This is a genomic window from Aquabacter sp. L1I39 (assembly GCF_017742835.1).
Taxonomy (GTDB): domain Bacteria; phylum Pseudomonadota; class Alphaproteobacteria; order Rhizobiales; family Xanthobacteraceae; genus L1I39.
Genome location: NZ_CP072392.1, coordinates 4,409,040 through 4,428,157, shown reverse-complemented (window position 1 = coordinate 4,428,157; position 19,118 = coordinate 4,409,040). Strand labels below are relative to the sequence as shown.

The 19,118-nt window shown below is 66.2% G+C and carries 14 protein-coding genes and 1 tRNA gene; 6 read left to right on the top strand and 9 right to left on the bottom strand.

Annotation, left to right across the window (positions count from 1 at the left end):
* Window positions 1-5: 5 nt before the first annotated feature.
* From J5J86_RS20095 to J5J86_RS20070, 6 genes are all read right to left on the bottom strand, one after another.
* Window positions 6-1,166, bottom strand: a complete 1,161-nt coding sequence (locus tag J5J86_RS20095) for an AGE family epimerase/isomerase (protein WP_209101255.1) — start codon at window positions 1,164-1,166, stop codon at window positions 6-8.
* 58 nt (window positions 1,167-1,224) lie between these two features.
* The gene (locus J5J86_RS20090; protein ID WP_209101254.1) at window positions 1,225-4,011 is read right to left on the bottom strand and encodes a rhamnan synthesis F family protein; all 2,787 of its coding nucleotides are present in this window, start codon (window positions 4,009-4,011) and stop codon (window positions 1,225-1,227) included.
* A 12-nt stretch (window positions 4,012-4,023) separates the two neighbouring features.
* Window positions 4,024-5,700: a class I SAM-dependent methyltransferase gene (locus tag J5J86_RS20085; protein ID WP_209101253.1), complete on the bottom strand. Its 1,677-nt coding sequence runs from the start codon at window positions 5,698-5,700 to the stop codon at window positions 4,024-4,026.
* Between the two features lie 297 nt (window positions 5,701-5,997).
* On the bottom strand, window positions 5,998-6,975 hold the full coding sequence (locus tag J5J86_RS20080) for an NAD-dependent epimerase/dehydratase family protein (protein WP_209101252.1): 978 nt from the start codon (window positions 6,973-6,975) through the stop codon (window positions 5,998-6,000).
* A gap of 119 nt (window positions 6,976-7,094) precedes the next feature.
* Complete coding sequence (locus tag J5J86_RS20075; RefSeq protein ID WP_209101250.1) at window positions 7,095-7,598, bottom strand: hypothetical protein; 504 nt, start codon at window positions 7,596-7,598, stop codon at window positions 7,095-7,097.
* A gap of 498 nt (window positions 7,599-8,096) precedes the next feature.
* Window positions 8,097-8,173, bottom strand: a tRNA-Arg gene (locus J5J86_RS20070).
* Window positions 8,174-8,790: 617 nt separating this feature from the next.
* On the opposite strand from J5J86_RS20070, the gene J5J86_RS20065 reads away from it, so the two are divergent.
* Entirely contained in the window at window positions 8,791-10,236 is a 1,446-nt protein-coding gene (locus J5J86_RS20065) for a M48 family metalloprotease (protein WP_247657723.1), read from the top strand.
* Window positions 10,237-10,312: 76 nt separating this feature from the next.
* On the opposite strand, the gene J5J86_RS20060 is transcribed toward J5J86_RS20065, so the two are convergent.
* Both J5J86_RS20060 and J5J86_RS20055 read right to left on the bottom strand, forming a co-directional pair.
* A complete protein-coding gene (locus J5J86_RS20060; protein WP_209101246.1) occupies window positions 10,313-10,903 on the bottom strand; it encodes a DUF2087 domain-containing protein in 591 nt (196 codons plus the stop codon).
* Between the two features lie 287 nt (window positions 10,904-11,190).
* On the bottom strand, window positions 11,191-11,385 hold the full coding sequence (locus J5J86_RS20055) for a DUF2735 domain-containing protein (protein ID WP_209101243.1): 195 nt from the start codon (window positions 11,383-11,385) through the stop codon (window positions 11,191-11,193).
* Window positions 11,386-11,966: 581 nt separating this feature from the next.
* Here J5J86_RS20055 and J5J86_RS20050 point away from each other — a divergent pair.
* The 4 genes from J5J86_RS20050 to ilvD all read left to right on the top strand — a co-directional run bounded on the left by J5J86_RS20050 (window position 11,967) and on the right by ilvD (window position 17,591).
* Entirely contained in the window at window positions 11,967-13,001 is a 1,035-nt protein-coding gene (locus tag J5J86_RS20050) for a glutamine synthetase beta-grasp domain-containing protein (protein ID WP_209101240.1), read from the top strand.
* A gap of 318 nt (window positions 13,002-13,319) precedes the next feature.
* Complete coding sequence (accD, locus tag J5J86_RS20045) at window positions 13,320-14,213, top strand: acetyl-CoA carboxylase, carboxyltransferase subunit beta (RefSeq protein WP_209101238.1); 894 nt, start codon at window positions 13,320-13,322, stop codon at window positions 14,211-14,213.
* Between the two features lie 36 nt (window positions 14,214-14,249).
* The gene (locus tag J5J86_RS20040; protein WP_209101235.1) at window positions 14,250-15,575 is read left to right on the top strand and encodes a bifunctional folylpolyglutamate synthase/dihydrofolate synthase; all 1,326 of its coding nucleotides are present in this window, start codon (window positions 14,250-14,252) and stop codon (window positions 15,573-15,575) included.
* Window positions 15,576-15,737: 162 nt separating this feature from the next.
* Window positions 15,738-17,591 carry a dihydroxy-acid dehydratase gene (gene ilvD / locus J5J86_RS20035; protein WP_209101233.1) on the top strand — a complete coding sequence of 618 codons (1,854 nt, stop codon included), beginning with the start codon at window positions 15,738-15,740 and terminating at the stop codon, window positions 17,589-17,591.
* An 85-nt stretch (window positions 17,592-17,676) separates the two neighbouring features.
* Here the strand turns inward: ilvD and J5J86_RS20030 are convergent, their stop codons facing one another.
* A complete protein-coding gene (locus J5J86_RS20030; RefSeq protein WP_209101231.1) occupies window positions 17,677-18,189 on the bottom strand; it encodes a CVNH domain-containing protein in 513 nt (170 codons plus the stop codon).
* Between the two features lie 242 nt (window positions 18,190-18,431).
* On the opposite strand from J5J86_RS20030, the gene J5J86_RS20025 reads away from it, so the two are divergent.
* The gene (locus tag J5J86_RS20025) at window positions 18,432-19,052 is read left to right on the top strand and encodes a ribonuclease D (protein ID WP_209101229.1); all 621 of its coding nucleotides are present in this window, start codon (window positions 18,432-18,434) and stop codon (window positions 19,050-19,052) included.
* The last annotated feature ends 66 nt before the right edge of the window (window positions 19,053-19,118 follow it).

Here is a 19,118-nt window from a genome sequence, read left to right as displayed (position 1 = left end):
CCCCCTTATGACGTGGAGCGCCTTGCGTAATCCTCAACCACGTCGAACGCGCACATGATGTGATAGAGGCTGCTGGCGCGGGAGGGTTCCAACATCGGGCGTCCCTCCGCATCAATATGTTCCCACCAGGCGCCCCGCACGGGGTGGACGAAGAACCGCATGAGGCCACGCAAGGCACGGGCCGCGCGGTCAAGTGCCGCCTTCCGCGCAGTGTCGTCCACAGCCAAGGCCGCCATGAGTGTGTGCGCCTTGATCCGCTCCGTCTGAGGCCAAAGCCGCGCCCTGTCATCCCTCACGCTCAGGTCCGCATTCAGTTCGTTGATGGCAAGATCGCGCCTGGGGTCCACACCGCGGGCCTCCGCCACGTCCAGCAGTCGCCGCGCGGCGGCCAGGGCATCCGGACGAGCGCGCAAGGTTCCCCAGCGGGTCAGCAGCCAAGCCCATTCGAACTGGTGACCCGGCTCCACAACGGAGCCGGCATGATCGGTGAGCGGCTTCCAATCGCCGTCATAGAATTCCTTGAGCGCCCCGGTTTCAGGATCAAGGAACCGGTCGAGACACAGTTCGGCCAGTTCGTCGGCGAGCGCATCCCATGGGGTGCCGACCGCCATCTGCCGCCAGGCGAGACTGGCCTCGAGCATGTGCATGTGGGGATTGGCCTTCAGCGGCAGGCTGCGGGGGATGGCCTCCTCGAACCCGCGCTCCGGATGCCGGAATGGCTGCATGGCGGACAGGAGGGTCTCGGCGCGGGCCGAAAGAGCGGTGGGGCGCTCTCCCACCTCATGGGCGGCGGCGAGGCCGAAGAGCACGAAGGCGTGGTCATAAAGATCGAATTCGCGGCTCAGGGCCCGTCCACCGGCCTCCACGATTGAGACGATGCGACCTTGCGCATCCAGGTGCTGCCCCTCCAGGGCCGCGAGCCCATGGCGGACGATGTTTCGCGCAGGTCCGGGCCAAGCGCGACGCTCGGCGGTGGCGAAGGCGAAGATCTGACGCCCCACCACCCGGGCACGGCGAGGATCCGCAGTGGGCACGCCGTCTGCAGTCAGGCGCTCGACGAACCCGCCGGCCTCCCGATCCACGCCGCGGCCGGCCCACAGGGGCAGAGCGGATTCGAACAGAAAGGCACGGAATTCGTCCCGAGCGGCCTGGAAACTCTTGCTCACCGCGTCCTCTCCACCTGATCCGTCCGAACCGTGACGTCGGCGGGCCAACGTGCCGTCATCACCACGACACCCCGGGAACCCGCACGCTCTTGGTGGAAAAACCAGCTTTTTCCACCACGAACGGCAGGAGGCGTTCCAGCGCGTGGAGCAGCGTCCCGTCATCGTCCAGAGGCTCCTGCGGAAAGTCCTCCCAGGCAAGATCGAGATCGGCGAGGGGCCTAAGGGCCTTGGCGCGGGTCCAGAACATGGTGCCCAGCGGAAAGTCGAAATAGTCCGGAAGGTCTGCGATGCCCATGCGTCGTGCAAGAGCCTCGGCGATCTCCTTGTTTTCATTCCAGCCGACCAGATGCGGATCCTCAGCCATCACAAGACCAAGATGGGGATCCCTTGCGAAGGCATCCTCGATCGTGTCCAGCATGGCGTGGCGACCGCCGACCAGATGCTCGAACAGGAAGGTGCGCCACGCCTCACCCATGGCAGCATCCGTGCTCAGGCTGCGCTTTCCGTGAATATGTCCAACAATATCATAGCCTTGCTCCAGGACCTGCGGCAGGAACTCCAGGAGGAACGGCCCCACGTCGCGCCCGCGATTGTCCACCACCCTCACACCGACTCGAGACTGGCTGCCCTCGAATACGGACTTGATATGGCGTGCCTTTTCCTCGGTGTCAGTGGTCACGAAGAGATCGCATTGCGCGTGGTTGCGAAACAGCCGGTCCCGCAGGTCCGCGGCGAGGTCGGCATAATAGAGATGCGCGTGCAAGGCACTGCGGAGGCGCACTTTTCGCGTCTCGCCGCCCCCGCTGCGCGGCGTGATGACCGTCCGCGACCAGGGACCGGATGGCCGACCCGCCCGCACCCAGTGAGCGAGGGGATTTTCCGCGCCATCAACGCAGGCTTCGGCATGGGCTTTTGCGTAGATCTGGGGATGAAATCCCTCGCAAGGCCGGCGAAACTCGGGATTTGACGCCGGATTCCGCGTCATTCCCATCACCGCCCACTGGAGCAGGACGCGCCATTCTGCCTCTCCGGGCTCGAAGAGCGGCGTGCCGGGGGGGATGGCGAATTCGGGGTCGACCGCGTCTTCCTGCTGAAGGGTGACGAGGTCGGCGGGCGAGACGGCGCCTGCGGCTTGAAGGCCCCACTCGTTGATCTTCGCCACATAGGACGGGAAATCGAACGCAGTTCGGCCCACGCGGGCCACCTCAGCGCGGAGCTTCGATCTTCCGGCGGTGTTCTCGGCGATTCCACAGAGGATCTGCGCGGCGGCATGGGCGTCGAGATGGGGGGCGATCAGGGCGCGCGTCGCCGGGTCGGCGTCCAGTATCTCCGCCGTCCCGCAGGCATCCCGGAAGCATATTGTTGGGATGCCACGAGACATGGCATCGATCGCCACGTTCGGCTGCGGGTCGAGGCGAGAACTGAGGAAGAATGCATCAGCAGCATCATAGATCGGGTCGAGATCCGAAACCGCCTTCACCATCTTGAATCTGTCGCCAAGGTCTGCCTTCTCGATCTGATAGGCAAGATAGGCGGAATAAGCGCTGTCCTTCTCCGGATCATACCCATCGCCCACCCAGACGAACTGGAAGGGAATATCCGGGCGAAGGCGCATGGCTGCAGCGGCAGCGGTCACGAACAGATCAACGCCCTTGCGCAACTGGACATGACCAAGTCCGATGACGATGAAAGCATCCTTGAGCTTGCGCCTGTCCAGACATGAGGGCAACTCAGACGCCTCATCCAGGCTCCCTGCTCCTGCCGGTGGATCATTTCTACCCTGCGCGAGGACGTGAATACCCCGGCGCTGATCAAGGCCGGGGAAAGCATCGAAGGAAGACTTGGCGGAAATCCTTGCCGGGAAAACAATATGGGACGCCCAGTCATAGACATTGCGCATCTTCGATAAAGGACGCGTATAGGCAGCAAATTCATGGACGAGGCTTATGACGGGAACGCCCCGACGCGCGAGCTCCGGCACCACGATCTGCGTTTCAATGCTGTTGGCTACAGCATAGGAAATCCTGTAGTCTTTGATCAGGCGTTCCACGAGCCGGCGCGCATCTGACGGGTCCCAGTCCTCCCACGTCAAAGGCCCGATGCACGCGGCCGAAACCTCTCGATAACTTTCCTCCAACTCACCGCCGCGCAGCAGGAGGGAGATGACCGGAGCGTGCTGAGACAGGCCCTTCACCAGATTCCAGCCGAGGACCGGGGCGCCGGTGCGGGAGGCTTCGTGGGAAATGACCAAAATGGCGTCTTTGCCCGCCTGATCTACAGGCATAGGCGGAAACGTCAGACGGTTCACGACAGAACTCGGCCTGCGCCCTTCTGCCCGACCATGGTATTCATAATGATAAAGAGGCGCAACATTGGCTTTGACGATGTCCGGATACCGCTCGCAATAATATTGCGGATCAAAAAACTCTGAACATGCCCAACCGAGAGCCTCCCCAACCACCACGTAATGCAAGAAAGGATCTATGCCCTCCGGAAGCCGTCGAGCATAAAGCGTGGCGTCGAAGATCTGGGAGCGCCGGACGAGTTCCGCACGCGCCTCCGCTTCAACTTCGTTAGCAGGAAGCGAAACGCCAGTATTGGTCAAGGAAATCCAATGAAGAGCGGGCGGGCCGTCAAGTCCAGCGGCCACATAGAAGGGCCAGAGGAACTCCCCGTCAAATCTCGGATTCGGCGGAACTCCGATCCGCCACCCCACTTCCGCATAATGGGCAATGGGATCGATCAGCCGGGGTCGCCCCGACGCATTCCGATAGAATTCCGGATCCACAAAACCGCTAAGTTCAAGAATTTTCCTGAAACGCACGTCCAGTTCAGCCCCGTCCATCGTCGCCCCGCCTCACCGTATCCAACGTGGTCCGTATATTTTCCGTCGAAGCCAGGATCGCGCCGCCTTCGGCATCAACCGGACGCCCGACACACGTAACGCACTTTCAACTGAACCGCGCGTATGTTCAAAAAGCCCCTTCCAGTCTTCAAGCTCGCTCCTCAATTCTTCATTTTCTCTTCTGGCACTCACTAAGGCACCAGCATAGACGTCATCTTCTACGCAGGTTTGCTTGCCGTCACCTTCCGCATTCCGCAGTTTCTGCACCATGGACGATTGTATGCGGTAGGAAAGCCCCATGGCCTCCTTCTGGGACTGGAGCGTGGCGATTTGGGTTTGTAACGCGCTTACGGTGTCCCGAAGAAGCGCCAGTTCAGCCTGATCTGGGCTTGCGGGGGCGTGTCCTCCGCCTGCCCCTGCAGAAGCCGCAACATCGCCCACCATCGCCCCGGCGCCGGCCGGAGCCGCTCCCTGCCCGTCGGCCGTCCCACCCCCCGCCGCCGCGGTGGGCAGGTGGAAGTCCTCCCGCGCCACGCGGCTGACGGCGAAGGCGGCGGACAGCCCCTCCACAAAGCCTCCGACACGCCCAACCTGGCGTCGCACCAGGTCGTCGGCCTCCCGCAGATTCTCGCGCAAGGTGGCAAGGAGCCGTTCCGGGTCGCCCGGGTCGCCCACCCGGCCGGCGGCAAGGGCGGCGTGGCGGTCGAGGGTGAGGGACAGGCTGTCCAGCTCATCGCGCAGGCCGGCGGCCAGGGCGTCCAATTCGGCACGGCAGGTCCGGGCCATCTGGTCGAGGGCGTCCTCGGCCCGCCGGGCGCGGGCAAATGCGGCGCGGGTGCCGTCCTCGGCCGCCTGCATCTGGGCGCGCATGGCCCCGCTGCGCTGCGCGAGCGCCGCTTCGCCCGCCTTGTGCGCGTCCACCTGGGCCAGGATTTCTCCGATGGCGCTGCTCTCGAAGAAGACCGAGGCCTGCGGTAGCGCGACGTCCGCGTCGGAGGCCACCACCAGATTGTAGGGCGCGCGGGGCAGGCCCTCGCAGGCCTCGTAATGGTCCTCCCCCCGGCGCTCGAAGGACAGGACGCCGCGCGCCGGGCCGTCGGGGAACAGCACGGAGCCGAGCATCGGTCGCTGCAACAGCATGGCGCTGTTTCGGAAATGGCGGGCGAGAAGCCGCTCGAACTCCTGCCGCGTAAGTTCGTTCACGTGATAGGGGTTGGCGCCGCTGCCGAGCGGGGAATAGACGTCCCGGTCCGGCGAGGAGATGATGAAGGTGCCCCCAGGGCGCAGGACGCGCTTGACCTCGGCGAGAAACAGGTCGTGCTCGAAGAAGTGCTCCAGCGTCTCGAAGGAGACCACCACATCGACGCAGGCATCGGGCAGCGGCAGGGCGCGGGCGTCACCGTTCACGTAAGACAGATTGGCCTTGCCATAGGCGCGGGCCGCATGGGCGGCCGCCGCCGGGTCCACCTCCACCCCGACCACCGAGCGCGCCACCTGGGCAAGGAGGCTGGAGCCATAGCCCTCCCCGGCGGCCACATCCAAGACATCCACCCCCCGGCAGAAAGCCCTGGCAAAGAAATAGCGGTGCAGATGCTCGATCTCGATCTGGCCGGAAACAGCGCTGGTCAGTCGCTCGCCAGTCCATTCCAATTCTTCGGAGGGAGCCGGTCGATCAAAAATCTCACCCATGAATCGCGAACTCCAAGCGCGAATCCGGGCCTCCAGGCGCTCCACTTTCTCGGCCCCGGGCGCGGCCGGGCGGTGTGAGAGCGCAAATCGCCGAGACGGATCCGCAGGGTGAAAGTGCAACGTCTTCGCCCGACGCGCCAGCCCTCCTTGCGGGAGATTCTCCGCGCCGGTTGCATCCACCTGCTCGGTCCGTCCGGTCTGAAGCCCGCGCTCCATGCTCGTATTTCCATTCGAGCGGGGCATTCTGGCCCCGCTTCCTTGCAGAAAACGCAAGCGCCGCGCGCGCCGGAGCCGGCGCTAGCGGCCCACCCCCGCGGCACCGCCGACGGCGCTGTCGTCCAGCGCGGCCGCAAAGCGCATCAGACCCTCGATGAAGCTCAGCCGGGGCGCCCAGCCCAGTTCCTGCCGCGCCCTGCCGATGTCGAGCAGGTTCACCGGAACGTCGAAAGCCCGGGCGTTCAAATAGACGCGCCGAGCAGGCCGGCCGAGCACGTGTTCGATCCCGTCCAGCAGCCCGTTCAGGGACAGGCCCTCGCCGGAGCCGATATTGAAGACCCGGGACTTCGTCGGCGCTGTCGCGGCGCGGGTGAGCGCGGCGACCACGTCGCTGATATGCACGTAGTCGCGCACCACCGTACCGTCACCCCAAATTTCGATGCGCTCGCCGCGCAGGGCTTTGCCGAGAAAGACCGCCACGGCCCCCTGGCTCGCCTGCAGCCGCTGGCCCTCGCCGAAGGGGTTGGACAGGCGCAGGATGCGGTAATCCAGCCCGTGCAGTTCTCGGAACAGCTCCAGATACTTCTCGATCGCCAGCTTGACGATGCCATAGGAGCATTGGGGGTCGGTGGCATGGGTCTCGGGAATGGGCAGCTCGCGCGGCGGGCCATAGACGGTGCCCCCCGACGACACGAACACCACCCGCTTCACACCCGCCTTGTGCGCCTGCTGGAGAAACCGGATCGAGGACAGGAGATTGCTCTCCACGTCGAACAGCGGGTCGTCGTTGGATGTCTTGGGCAGCGTGGTGGAAACGAGGTGAAAACACACCTCGCAGCCCTCCACGGCCCGCGCCACATCGGCGGCATCGGTGAAGTCGCCGTCCAGCTGTTCCAGGCTGGGGCAGAGGCCGTAACGCACGAGCGGCTTGGAACCCGCGCGGTCGAAGCTGCGCACGCGCCAACCCTCGGCAGCGAGCGCCGCCACCAGATGGCTGCCGATGAAGCCGCGCCCTCCCAGAACCAGGCAGGTCTTCTGTGCGCGCAGGTTCGTCTCCATGGCCAATCCGCAATTCCCCCGCTTCACCCGTTTCTTTTTCTCACCTCGGCCCTAGAGGGCGGAGCTTGCCCGAAGCCAACCTCGGCCCCGCCCGCATCGCACGGGCGCGGAAGGTCCCGTCACTTGAAGGTCAATAGAAGCCAGTTGGTATCCGGCGCACCATTGGCATCCACGGAAATATCCAGCATGTCCCCCGCTGTCGGCGGCACCTGCAGCGTAAAGGGCTGGCCAGGCCGGACCACGGCTTGGCCCCATTCCTTGCCTCCTGCGGATACGACGATATGGGCTGTCCCGCCGCCGCGCGTGATGGCCTCGGGGGGCACGCGCGGGTCGATCTCGGCATTCAGGCTCACCGCACCACCGGGAAACTCCGCCCTGAATTTCTTCACGTTGAACGCGAAGCGTGTCGGCGTGGTGCGCCCGGGATGGACGAAGAACACATTGCGGGCGCCAAATTCGGTCAGCTTGCCGAAGTCGTCGCCGATCACAACATTGGACAGATAGGGCGAAAGCGCGCCGGACGGCTGGGCATTATTGGCCTCGGCAACGACTGTCCCGCGCGGATCAGGCGCGGGGCCGCCCAAGCGTGCCAGCCCGCCAAAGTCGAGCGACGCCTTGGGCAAGGTCCCATATCCGGTCTGTCCGCCAGCGCGATCCCGCGCGTCTTCAAGGGCACTGAACCCTGCGCCCGCGCGCTCGGCGTGCGCCGCCCCGCCGCCACACAGGCACAGCAAGCCTACGCAAAGGAGCCGCGCAGCCCAATCGGAGACCTGGCCGCACCTGCTGACATCACCCATTCCGCCCCCCGTGAAGCCCGTTCTGGGCGTAACACTGCCTTGCCCTCGCCCCTCCCGCACGCAACGCAGTGCCAGAGGTTGTGCGCCGCATCCAAGGATAGCCCGCAGCCGCGCCTGCAACCCTGATGCGGCAAGACACCCCGTAGCATGATAAGCGCCGACAAAGAAATGTCATAGTCCCTAACGGAAGGTGCCGCCTTGAGCCACATCAGGTTGAGCGACATCGGGTGCGCCTAGGAATGCTGGAACGGGCGACTTGGGCGCCCCGCTGCACCAGCGGTCGGCCGGCGCCCTGGTCCGCATGGGTAGATTTCGAGGCTGGACTGGCCTCCCGGAAGGGATTCGAACCCCTGACCCCAGGTTTAGGAAACCTGTGCTCTATCCTGCTGAGCTACCGGGAGAAGCCATCCGCTGACCATTCCGCACGCGCGGGCCGGCCCTGCTTTATGGTCCGGATCGCGCCTTCCGTTCAAGTCTCCCGGTGGCCTTGCACGGGGGAAAAGCCGCCCCGACGGGAAACGTGCGGTAAGAAAGGGTGAGCGGCGGGGCCGGCGCAAAGCCTTGGAGGATCGGGCGCAGGCCCTTAAATTAGGACGATGATCGCGTGCACCCCACAGCCCCCCGACCGCCGGGGCATGGACAGGACCATGGACCGGAGGGGAGCCCCGCGCGCGTTTCATCACGCATTTCATAAGGCGTTCAGCTTCCCGCTGGAGAATAAGCGCGCCGTCCGCGCAGCGCGCGGCGGGAGGGGAACGGACGGGTCCGGGCGGCATGCCGCCAAGACAACGCCGCGCCTGCGCCTCTCTCCCGCCACGTTGAGCGGCACTTTCGTGCGGACGCGCGAGACCGGCCGCCCCGCGACTCGCGTGGGGCAGCGGGACGGGATCATGGGGCACGGGGCGCGGGAGGAGAGGGGACGGTGAGCGGGCTGGGCAGGGCCGCACGACAAAGGGAATCGACCGCCCCCGCGGGGCGCGGTGGCTTTGCCGCGCGCGCGCTCGCTGGAGGCCTCGCCTTGTCCCTGCTGCTGTCGGGCTGCGCCGGGGTCGATGCGGAGCGCCTGGGCACGCCGGTGGGTCCCGCGACTGCGTCCGCCTCCGACGATGCCTCCATGACCCCCGCCCAGCGCCGGGAGCATGAGCGGCTGGTGGCCAGCTATGGCGGCGCCTATGAGGACCCCGAGCTCAAGGCGCTGATCCAGCAGGTGGTGGAGCGCCTGGTGGCCGCCTCCGAGCGGCCCGACCTGAAATATCGCGTGACGGTGCTGAACTCGCCCGCCATCAATGCCTTCGCCATGCCCGACGGCTCGCTCTATGTGACGCGCGGCCTGCTCGCTTTGGCCAATGATACGTCCGAGCTCTCGTCCGTCCTGTCCCATGAAATGGCGCACGTCATCGCCCGCCACGCCTCCATCCGCGAGGACCAGGTGAAGCAGGCGGTGCTGGTGAGCCGCGTCATCTCCGACGTGGTGAACGACCCCGACATGGGCGCGCTGGCCATGCAGAAGTCGCGCATGTCGCTGGCGAGCTTCTCCCGCGGCCAGGAATTGGAGGCGGACGCCATCGGTGTGGGCATTTCCGCCCGCGCGGGCTTCGACCCCTATGGCGCCTCCCGTTTCCTCACCGACATGGGCCGGCAGGCGGAGATCAAGAGCGTGGGCATCGGCGGCGCCGCCGCGCAGACGACACCGGACATGGACTTCCTGTCCTCCCATCCGGCCACCCCCGAGCGCATCTCCATCGCCATCGCCAATGCGCGCGAATATGCCTCCTCGCCCGTGGCGGCCACCAATGCCGGCGAGCGGGACCGCAACGCCTATCTCTCCGCCATCAACGGCATGGTGTATGGCGACGACCCCAAGGAAGGCTTCGTCCGGGGGCGCAAATTCTTCCACCCCAAGCTCGGCTTCACTTTCGTGGCGCCGGAAGGCTTCACTCTGGAAAACACCTCCCAGGCGGTGCTGGGCGCCACCCCCTCGGGCACCGAGGCCCTGCGGCTGGATGCGGTGCGGGTGACGGGGGACCAGTCGCTCGGCCAATATCTGTCGTCGGGCTGGATCGACGGCGTGGAGATCAATTCGGTGGAGACCCTCACCGTGAACGGCTTCACCGCCGCCACCGCCGTGGCGCGGGGCGAGCAATGGTCGTTCCGCATGTTCGCCATCCGCTTCGGCTCGGACGTCTACCGGCTGATCTTCGCCGCTCGGAACCTGACCCCCGACCTCGACCGCCAGTTCCGCGCCGCCGCCGAGACCTTCCGGCGCGTGTCCAGCGACGAGGCGGAGACGGTCAAGCCGCTGCGCCTGCGCATCGTCACGGTGGGGCTTGGCGACACGCCGGAGAAGCTGGCGGCCAAGATGCAGGTGCCGGACCGGCCGATGGAGCGCTTCCTCATCCTCAACGGCTTCGACAAGGACACCAAGCTGCGCTACGGCGAGAAGGTGAAGATCATCGCCGAATGAGGCGGCCCTTCGCCATGGGATCGCTTCCCCCCGGATGGGGCCATCCGGGGGCGCCATTCTGTCTCACAAGGCGCCGTCACGCGGCCGGCGCGGCCTCGCCTGCCCCCAGGCCTCTTGCGTGCAACTGCCGCACATGGCGGATGAGCGCGCGTGCTTCGGGCGGCGGCCGGCGCGCGATGCGCCGATAGGCGCGCCCGTCCGGGGTGCGGTCCACCAGCCCCGCATCGAACAATTCCCGCCGCAGCAATGCGTGGTCACCGAAGGTGTGCCAGTGCGCGAGAGCGTCATTCACCCGCGCCTCCGGCCCGAGGTCTCCCGGGGCGAGACGCGACCACAGCACCCACAGGCACAAGGTCCGCTCCCCCGCGCGGCCGGGCCAGCGGACGAGGCGGCCTTGCGCATCGAAATGACGGGTGGCCCGGCGCACCTTTTGAAGATCGGCAGGAGGCTCGGGGACTGGCGGTGCCGCGACGGCCTGGGCAAGCGCGGCGGCAGCAGCGCCTTGCGCGCGCAGATGCTGGAAGTTCCGCAGGCCGGCGGCGCGCGCCAGCATGTTGAGCAGTTCCAGATGGCTGGGCACGGCCTCGGCGCCGGCCAATTGACCGCGCAAGGCCTTGGCGAAGGCGGAGATGTCGCCGGTGGCGAAGGGCAGAGGGGTTCTCGACATGGGGCGTCCTCGCATGCCGCGTGTCCCAGAGGGATGTCGGAGTCACCGGCTTGCGACGCGGCAGGAGCGCGTGTCGAAGAAGTTCAGAAGCGGCAGGTTTAGCTTCCCCGGATGCGGGGCGGCGACGTCTCGGTGAACTGCGGACCGTGAGGCCTTCTAGATCAGGCGCGCATCCGCTTCAAGACGGGAACAAAAAAACCGGCGCGGAAAGCCAGGGCCAGACATGATTTGGGCCGCGCCCCGGTTCGGAGCGCGGCCCACTTACCGCCTGCATCGACATGAGGGGCTCACTGCTTGTGCGGCTGATCTTCCTTGATGGCAGCCTCATGATACCAGCTGCTGCCAAGGACGGACTTGGTGAGACCCAGGGCGGTCAGTTCCGCCATCAACTTGTCTTCCGGCTGCCGGCTGCGCTGGCCGGCGCGACCTCCCGTAGGGAAGGTGTAGATTTTGGCAGAGCCACTTCCATGGTTCATAGTCATTCCACTTCCTTTGCTGAGCGGATGCCCTTGCGAACATCCCGTTGGATCCCTTATAGCACGGACTCGCTGAGACGTGCACAGCAAATATCCATCCTTTTGCATAACATGAATGTTTTTTAGGCATGTCTATTTTTGCTGTGCGGCAGCGGGATCATTCAACACTGGCAAGCTATTGCGAGGCTGTTTTGCGCAATGCACGCAGCCTTGCCGCCTAAATGTCCAGTGCACTTTTTTTGTTCCCTGCGCCTCTTGCATTGCGATCACGTTCGATGCAGCCGCCCAAACCGCCTGTTTAGGAGGCAAAGCGACGCCAAAGCAGGCACATGACCAAAGCATGAAGGGAAACAGGGGTTTGGCCGACCTCTCCCTGCCGCAGCGCGGCACGCGCGCACGGACCCCCGAAGCCCGGCCGGGAATTGGCACGGTCCGTGCTTTAGAAGCGTGGTCGCTCGCGACCGAGCACGCCATCGGCTGTCGGCATGCTCCGGGAGGGTTCGGCAGTCACGTCCGGTTCCACGGGGAACGGGATAACGGCTTCAACTTTCCTGGTGCTTCGCGTCATCAGGTTATGAGAGAGCGCAATGACGAAGTACAAACTCGAGTATATCTGGCTCGACGGCTACAAGCCGACCCCGAACCTGCGCGGCAAGACGCAGATCAAGGAATTCGACCACTTCCCCTCGCTCGAAGAGCTCCCCCTCTGGGGCTTCGACGGCTCGTCCACCGAGCAGGCGGAAGGCCGCAGCTCGGACTGCGTGCTGAAGCCGGTCGCCGTCTATCCCGACCCCGCCCGCAAGAACGGCGCGCTGGTCATGTGCGAAGTGATGATGCCCGATGGCGTCACCCCGCACCCGACCAATGCCCGCGCCACCATCCTGGATGACGAAGGCGCCTGGTTCGGCTTCGAACAGGAATACTTCTTCTATAAGGACGGCCGTCCGCTCGGCTTCCCCGAGCACGGCTATCCGGCCCCCCAGGGCCCCTATTACACCGGCGTCGGCTACAAGAATGTGGGCGACATCGCCCGCGAGATCGTGGAAGAGCACCTCGAGCTCTGCCTCGAGGCCGGCATCAACCACGAAGGCATCAATGCCGAAGTGGCCAAGGGCCAGTGGGAATTCCAGATTTTCGGCAAGGGCTCCAAGAAGGCCGCTGACGAAGTGTGGATGGCCCGCTACCTGCTGCTCCGCCTGACCGAGAAGTATGGCGTGGACATCGAGTTCCACTGCAAGCCGCTCGGCGACACCGACTGGAACGGCTCGGGCATGCACTGCAACTTCTCCACGAAGTTCATGCGCGAAGTGGGCGGCAAGGAGTATTTCGAGGCGCTCATGGCGGCCTTCGAGAAGAACCTGCACGACCATATCAACGTCTATGGCCCCGACAACCACATGCGCCTGACCGGCAAGCATGAGACGGCGCCGTGGAACAAGTTCAGCTATGGCGTGGCGGATCGTGGCGCGTCCATCCGGGTGCCCCACTCCTTCGTCCGCAACGATTACAAGGGCTATCTTGAGGATCGCCGCCCCAACTCCCAGGGCTGCCCCTACCAGATCGCCTCCCAGGTGCTGAAGACCATCGCCGAGGTCCCCACCGCCAAGTCCGAAGCCGCCTGAGTGCGGCTAAGGACCGGCCTGGCCGGGCTTCAAGGCCCGGCGGATTGGACCTGGATGTGAAACAAGGACGGCGCGGACTTCCGCGCCGTCTTTCTTTTTAGGGGCGGGGTGCGGGCGTCTCAGAGCCGGCGGTGGAACGCCCGTTCCCGTCAGGGCGCGCGCTGTCGCAGGTTTGACATCAAAAGCCGGTCTCCGCCTCGCTTTCGCCACCAAGCGGGACCACCCATCCGCAGCGCTTTCACGCACCGCACCACCTATGGCCTTCCGTCAGGCGGCTCCGGGTATTACATGGAGAGCGCCGCAAGCGGGAGCAGCCTGTTGAACTGGATTTCCAACGTCGTTCGCCCGAAGATCCGTGACTTCCTCGCCCGCCGCGAGGTGCCGGAGAATTTGTGGGTGAAGTGCCCGGAGACCGGGCAGATGGTCTTCCACAAGGACCTGGAGGCGAACCTCTTCGTCATTCCCGGATCCGGCTACCACATGCGCATGGACGCGACCACGCGCCTGAAGACCACCTTCGACGATGCGGCCTATGAGGAAGTGGCGCTGCCCGAGGTGCCCACCGACCCGCTGAAATTCCGCGACGAGCGCCGCTATGCCGACCGCCTGAAGGACGCCCGCACCAAGACCGGCATGACCGATGCCGTGAAGGTCGCGACCGGCATGCTGGAGGGGCTCCCTGTCACCATCGCGGTGCAAGACTTCAACTTCATGGGCGGCTCGCTGGGCATGGCGGCTGGAGAAGCCGTGGTCACCGGCCTTGAGACGGCCGCCCGCAAGGGCACGCCCTTCATCATCTTCGCAGCCTCCGGCGGCGCGCGCATGCAGGAGGGCATCCTCTCGCTCATGCAGATGCCCCGGACCACGGTGGCCATCCAGGAACTGCGCGAGGCCAAGAAGCCCTATATCGTGGTGCTCACCAACCCCACCACGGGCGGCGTCACCGCTTCCTACGCCATGCTGGGCGACGTGCAGATCGCAGAGCCCGGCGCGCTCGTCGGCTTTGCCGGCCCCCGCGTGATCGAGCAGACCATCCGCGAGAAGCTGCCCGACGGCTTCCAGCGCGCCGAATATCTGCGCGAGCACGGCATGATCGACATGGTGGTCCATCGCCACCAGATGCGCGAGACGCTGGGCCGCCTCTGCCGCATCCTGGTCAAGGCCCCCGCCGTTCCGCCCAAGGCGCGCCTGCCGCGCCCGGCGGACGCATGATCTCCCCGAACGCACTGCCTTTGCGAGGCTAGGTCCATGGCCCTGCCCCGGCGCATCGACGCGCCCGACGCCATATTGGAGCGCCTCTCCGCGCTCCACCCCAAGCGCATAGACCTCTCGCTGGACCGGGTGCATCGCCTGCTGGAGGCGCTGGGAAACCCGCAGCACCGCCTGCCGCCGGTGGTCCATGTGGCCGGCACCAACGGCAAGGGCTCCACCATCGCCTTCATGCGCGCCGCGCTGGAAGCGGCGGGGCAGCGTGTGCATGTCTATACCTCCCCCCATCTGGTGCGCTTCAACGAGCGCATCCGCTTGGCCGGACGCCTGGTGGAGGATGCCCAGCTCTCCGACGCGCTCGACCGCGTGGCGGCGGCCAATGACGGGTCTCCCATTACCCTGTTCGAGATCACCACGGTCGCGGCCCTGGTCCTGTTTTCGGAAGTCGCTGCCGACGTGCTGCTGCTGGAAGTGGGCCTCGGCGGCCGGCTGGACGCCACCAATGTGGTGGACGCCCCGGCGGTGAGCGTCATCACGCCCGTCTCCATCGACCATGTGGATTTTCTCGGCCCCACGGTGGAGCAGATCGCGGGCGAGAAGGCCGGCATCATCAAGCCCCGCGTGCCCGTAGTGCTGGGTGCCCAGACGCCCGGCGCGCTCAAGGTCATCGAGCGGGTGGCGGCGCGCAACCGCGCGCCGCTCTTCATTCGCGGCGAGCAATGGACCGTGCATGAGGAAGGGGGCCGGATCGTCTATGCGGACGAGGACGGCCTCCTGGACCTGCCCCGCCCGCGCCTGATGGGCGCCCACCAGATCGACAATGCGGGCCTCGCAGTGGCAGCGTTGCGGGCCGTGCCGGCGCTGCGCCTGCCCGCCGCCACCATCGAGCAGGGCCTGCGCAATGCCGAATGGCCGGCGCGCATGCAGCGCCTGCCCGCCGGGGCCCTTACCGCCCGCGCGCCCGCTGGCGTCGAGCTCTGGCTGGATGGCGGCCACAATGCCGCCGGCGGCGCAGCCATTGCCAGTGCCCTGGTGGAGCTGGAGGAGCGCTACCAGCGCCCCCTGGTGCTGATCGTCGGCATGCTCGGCAGCAAGGATGTCTCCGGCTTCCTGTCCTCGTTCACAGGCCTTGCCCGCGAAGTCATCGCGGTGCCGGTGCCGGGCGACCATAAGGGCCTGGCCGCCGAGGATGTGGCGGACGCCGCGCGGGCGCTGGGCCTTGCTGCCTCCGTGGCACGCGACGTGGGCGCGGCCCTCGACCAATTGGGCGAGATCCCCACTCTTCCCCCGCCCCGCGTCCTCATCTGCGGTTCGCTTTACCTGGCGGGCGCGGTGCTGGAGGCCAACGGCACGCGGCTCGACTGAGCCGCCCCGGGGCGATTTCCTCTCCAGGGATGCGCCCCGCGCATGGTGAGAGGCGGCAGGTGCGCCGCCCGAATTGATTTAACTTCGTTCAAAATCGCTCTAAAAGAGCCGCTCAAATTGTTGCGCAGGCCATCCTGCGCCGGACATAAAAGGCAAGAGGACATGCCCCAGTATCGCTCGCGCACCTCGACCCACGGCCGCAACATGGCGGGAGCCCGCGGACTCTGGCGGGCCACGGGCATGAAGGATGGGGATTTCGGCAAGCCGATCATCGCGGTGGTGAATTCCTTCACGCAATTCGTGCCCGGCCATGTGCACCTGAAGGATCTCGGCCAGCTGGTCGCCCGCGAGATCGAGAAGGCGGGCGGCGTCGCGAAGGAATTCAACACCATCGCGGTGGATGACGGCATCGCCATGGGCCATGACGGCATGCTCTATTCCCTGCCCTCGCGCGAGATCATCGCCGACAGCGTGGAATATATGGTCAACGCGCACTGCGCGGATGCCATGGTCTGCATCTCCAATTGCGACAAGATCACTCCCGGCATGCTGATGGCCGCCATGCGCCTCAACATTCCCGCCGTGTTCGTGTCGGGCGGCCCCATGGAGGCCGGCAAGGTGCTGCTGTCCACCGGCGAGAAGAAGGTGGATCTCATCGACGCCATGGTCGCCGCCGCCGACGACCGGGTGAGCGAGGAAGACGTGAAGGTGATGGAGCGCTCGGCCTGCCCGACCTGCGGCTCCTGCTCCGGCATGTTCACCGCCAATTCCATGAACTGCCTCACCGAGGCCCTGGGCCTTGCACTGCCCGGCAACGGCTCGGTGCTGGCCACCCATGCGGACCGCGAGCGGCTGTTCGTGGAAGCCGGTCACCTGATCGTGGACCTGGCCCGCCGCTATTACGAACAGGACGATGCCAGCGTGCTGCCGCGCGCGGTGGCGTCCTTCAAGGCGTTCGAGAACGCCATGACGCTCGACATCTCCATGGGCGGCTCCACCAACACGGTGCTGCACCTGCTGGCCGCAGCCAATGAGGGCGAGGTGCCCTTCACCATGGCGGACATCGACCGGCTGTCCCGCAAGGTGCCCGTGCTCTGCAAGGTGGCTCCCGCCGTCGCCAACATCCATATGGAAGACGTGCACCGGGCGGGCGGCATCATGGCGATCCTCGGCGAGCTGGACCGCGCCGGCCTGATCCACACCGAGCTGCCCACCGTCCATGCCCCCACCATGGCCGACGCGCTGGACCGCTGGGACGTGATGCGCACCAAGTCCGACCAGGTGCAGACCTTCTATCGCGCCGCGCCCGGCGGCGTGCCCACCCAGGTGGCCTTCAGCCAGTCGCGCCGCTGGGACGATCTCGACCTCGACCGCGAAAAGGGCGTCATCCGCGATGCCGCGCATGCCTATTCCAAGGATGGCGGCCTCGCCGTGCTGTATGGCAACATTGCCGAGGACGGCTGCATCGTGAAGACGGCGGGCGTGGACGCCTCCATCCTCACCTTCACCGGCAAGGCGCGGGTGTTCGAGAGCCAGGACGCGTCGGTGGAAGCCATCCTGTCCACCGGCAAGATCGTGCCCGGAGACATCGTGCTGATCCGCTATGAGGGTCCGCGCGGCGGCCCCGGCATGCAGGAAATGCTCTATCCGACCTCTTATCTGAAGTCGAAGGGCCTCGGAAAGGCCTGTGCCCTCGTCACCGACGGGCGCTTCTCCGGCGGCTCGTCGGGCCTGTCCATCGGCCACGTCTCGCCTGAGGCGGCCGAGGGCGGGGCCATTGGCCTGGTGGAGGAAGGGGACGTGATCGAGATCGACATCCCCAACCGCTCCATCAACCTGAAGGTCTCGGCCGAGGAACTGGCCAACCGTCGCGCCGCCATGGAAGCCAAGGGCGATGCGGCCTGGAAGCCGGAAAGCCGCAAGCGCGTGGTCTCCCAGGCGCTTCAGGCCTATGCGGCCCTCACCACCTCCGCCGCCCGCGGCGCGGTGCGCGACGTGAAGGCCTTGCGGCGCTGATCGCCGACTTCAGCCGCAAAGAAAAACAAGCCGCCGGCCCTCGGGTCGGCGGCTTTCTTTTGGGCGGAGCTCAGCGACAGGTGAGTCAGCGACAGGTCAGACGGCCGTCCATATTGGCGATGTCGCGGCCGGGGCTGCACCAACTCACGGCCGTGGTGGCGTCCACCCAGCGGCCCTTGCTGTCCTGGCAGGTGGCTTTCAGCCAGCCCGCCGAAACGCGCACATCCCGGCAGGTGGCCATGTAGGAGCCGGGCGGCGGGCGGTCGCTGCCATAGGACGGCGGCGGGGAAGCTGGGCGGGCGGGCGAACCGCCCCAGCCCGAGGGCGCCCCACCCCAGCCGGCGGACTTGCACACCAGCTGCCCGTTCTCATTGACGATGTCATTGCCGGGGGAACACCAGCCCGGCGCCGTGGTCGCCTCCACCCAGCGGCCCGAGCGATCCTGGCAGGAGGCGCGCAGCCAGCCCGCCACCACCCGCACCTCGCGGCAGGTTTCCAGATAGCTGCCGGGCGGCACGGCCTGAGCGAAGGACGGCGTGGCGAGACAGGCAAGGCCGGCCGCCGCAAGGCTGGCCATCAGGTAAGTCCGGACAGACATGTGTGCGCCTCCCGAGGCTGAGCGCATTCTAGACCGCATCGGCGGTACAAGAAAGCAGCCAATGTGCCTATGTCCTTGTTTCATAATCTTTCTTTGACGCGCGCCGGCTCCGCCGCGCTCGGAACGGCGCTCCGGATCGACCCAGGAGGCAGCAATCGCGGGCGGGTGCCCGGTTGCGGCCATCGACACGTCCTCCCGCCTCCGGTAAAAGCGCCTTCGACCTTTTCCAAGAAGATGCAGTGATGACCATCCGTCTGCACCGCGGCGACCTGCCCGCGGACTTCGTCGCCGCGCCCGTCGTGGCCATCGACACCGAGACCCTCGGCCTCAACCCGCTGCGCGACCGGCTCTGCCTGGTGCAGATTTCCAATGGCGACGGCACGGCCGACCTTGTCCAGGTGCCCCGTGGCGCCAATGCCCAGACCGCGCCCAATCTGGTGCGTATGCTGGCCGATCCGAACGTGGTCAAGCTGTTCCACTTCGCCCGCTTCGACGTGGCGGTCTTGAAGCACACGTTCGGCGTGGTCACCGCGCCGCTCTTCTGCACCAAGATCGCCTCCCGCCTCACCCGCACCTATACCGACCGGCATGGCCTGAAGGATCTGGTGCGCGAATTGCTGGGCGTCGACCTGTCCAAGCAGCAGCAGAGCTCGGACTGGGCGGCGGCGGATCTCACCGACGCCCAGCTCGCTTATGCCGCCTCGGACGTGCTCCATTTGCATGCCTGCAAGGTGAAGCTGGAGGCCATGCTGGAGCGCGAAGGGCGCACGCAGATGGCGCACGAGTGCTTCCGTTTTCTCCCCACCCGGGCCGCGCTGGATCTGGCCGGTTGGGGGGAGGAGGACATCTTCTCGCATTCTTGATGCAGTGCAGCGACTTGCGCGCGGAAGGCGTTTTGGACCATTCTGCCGCCGGGGCGAGAGGCGTGC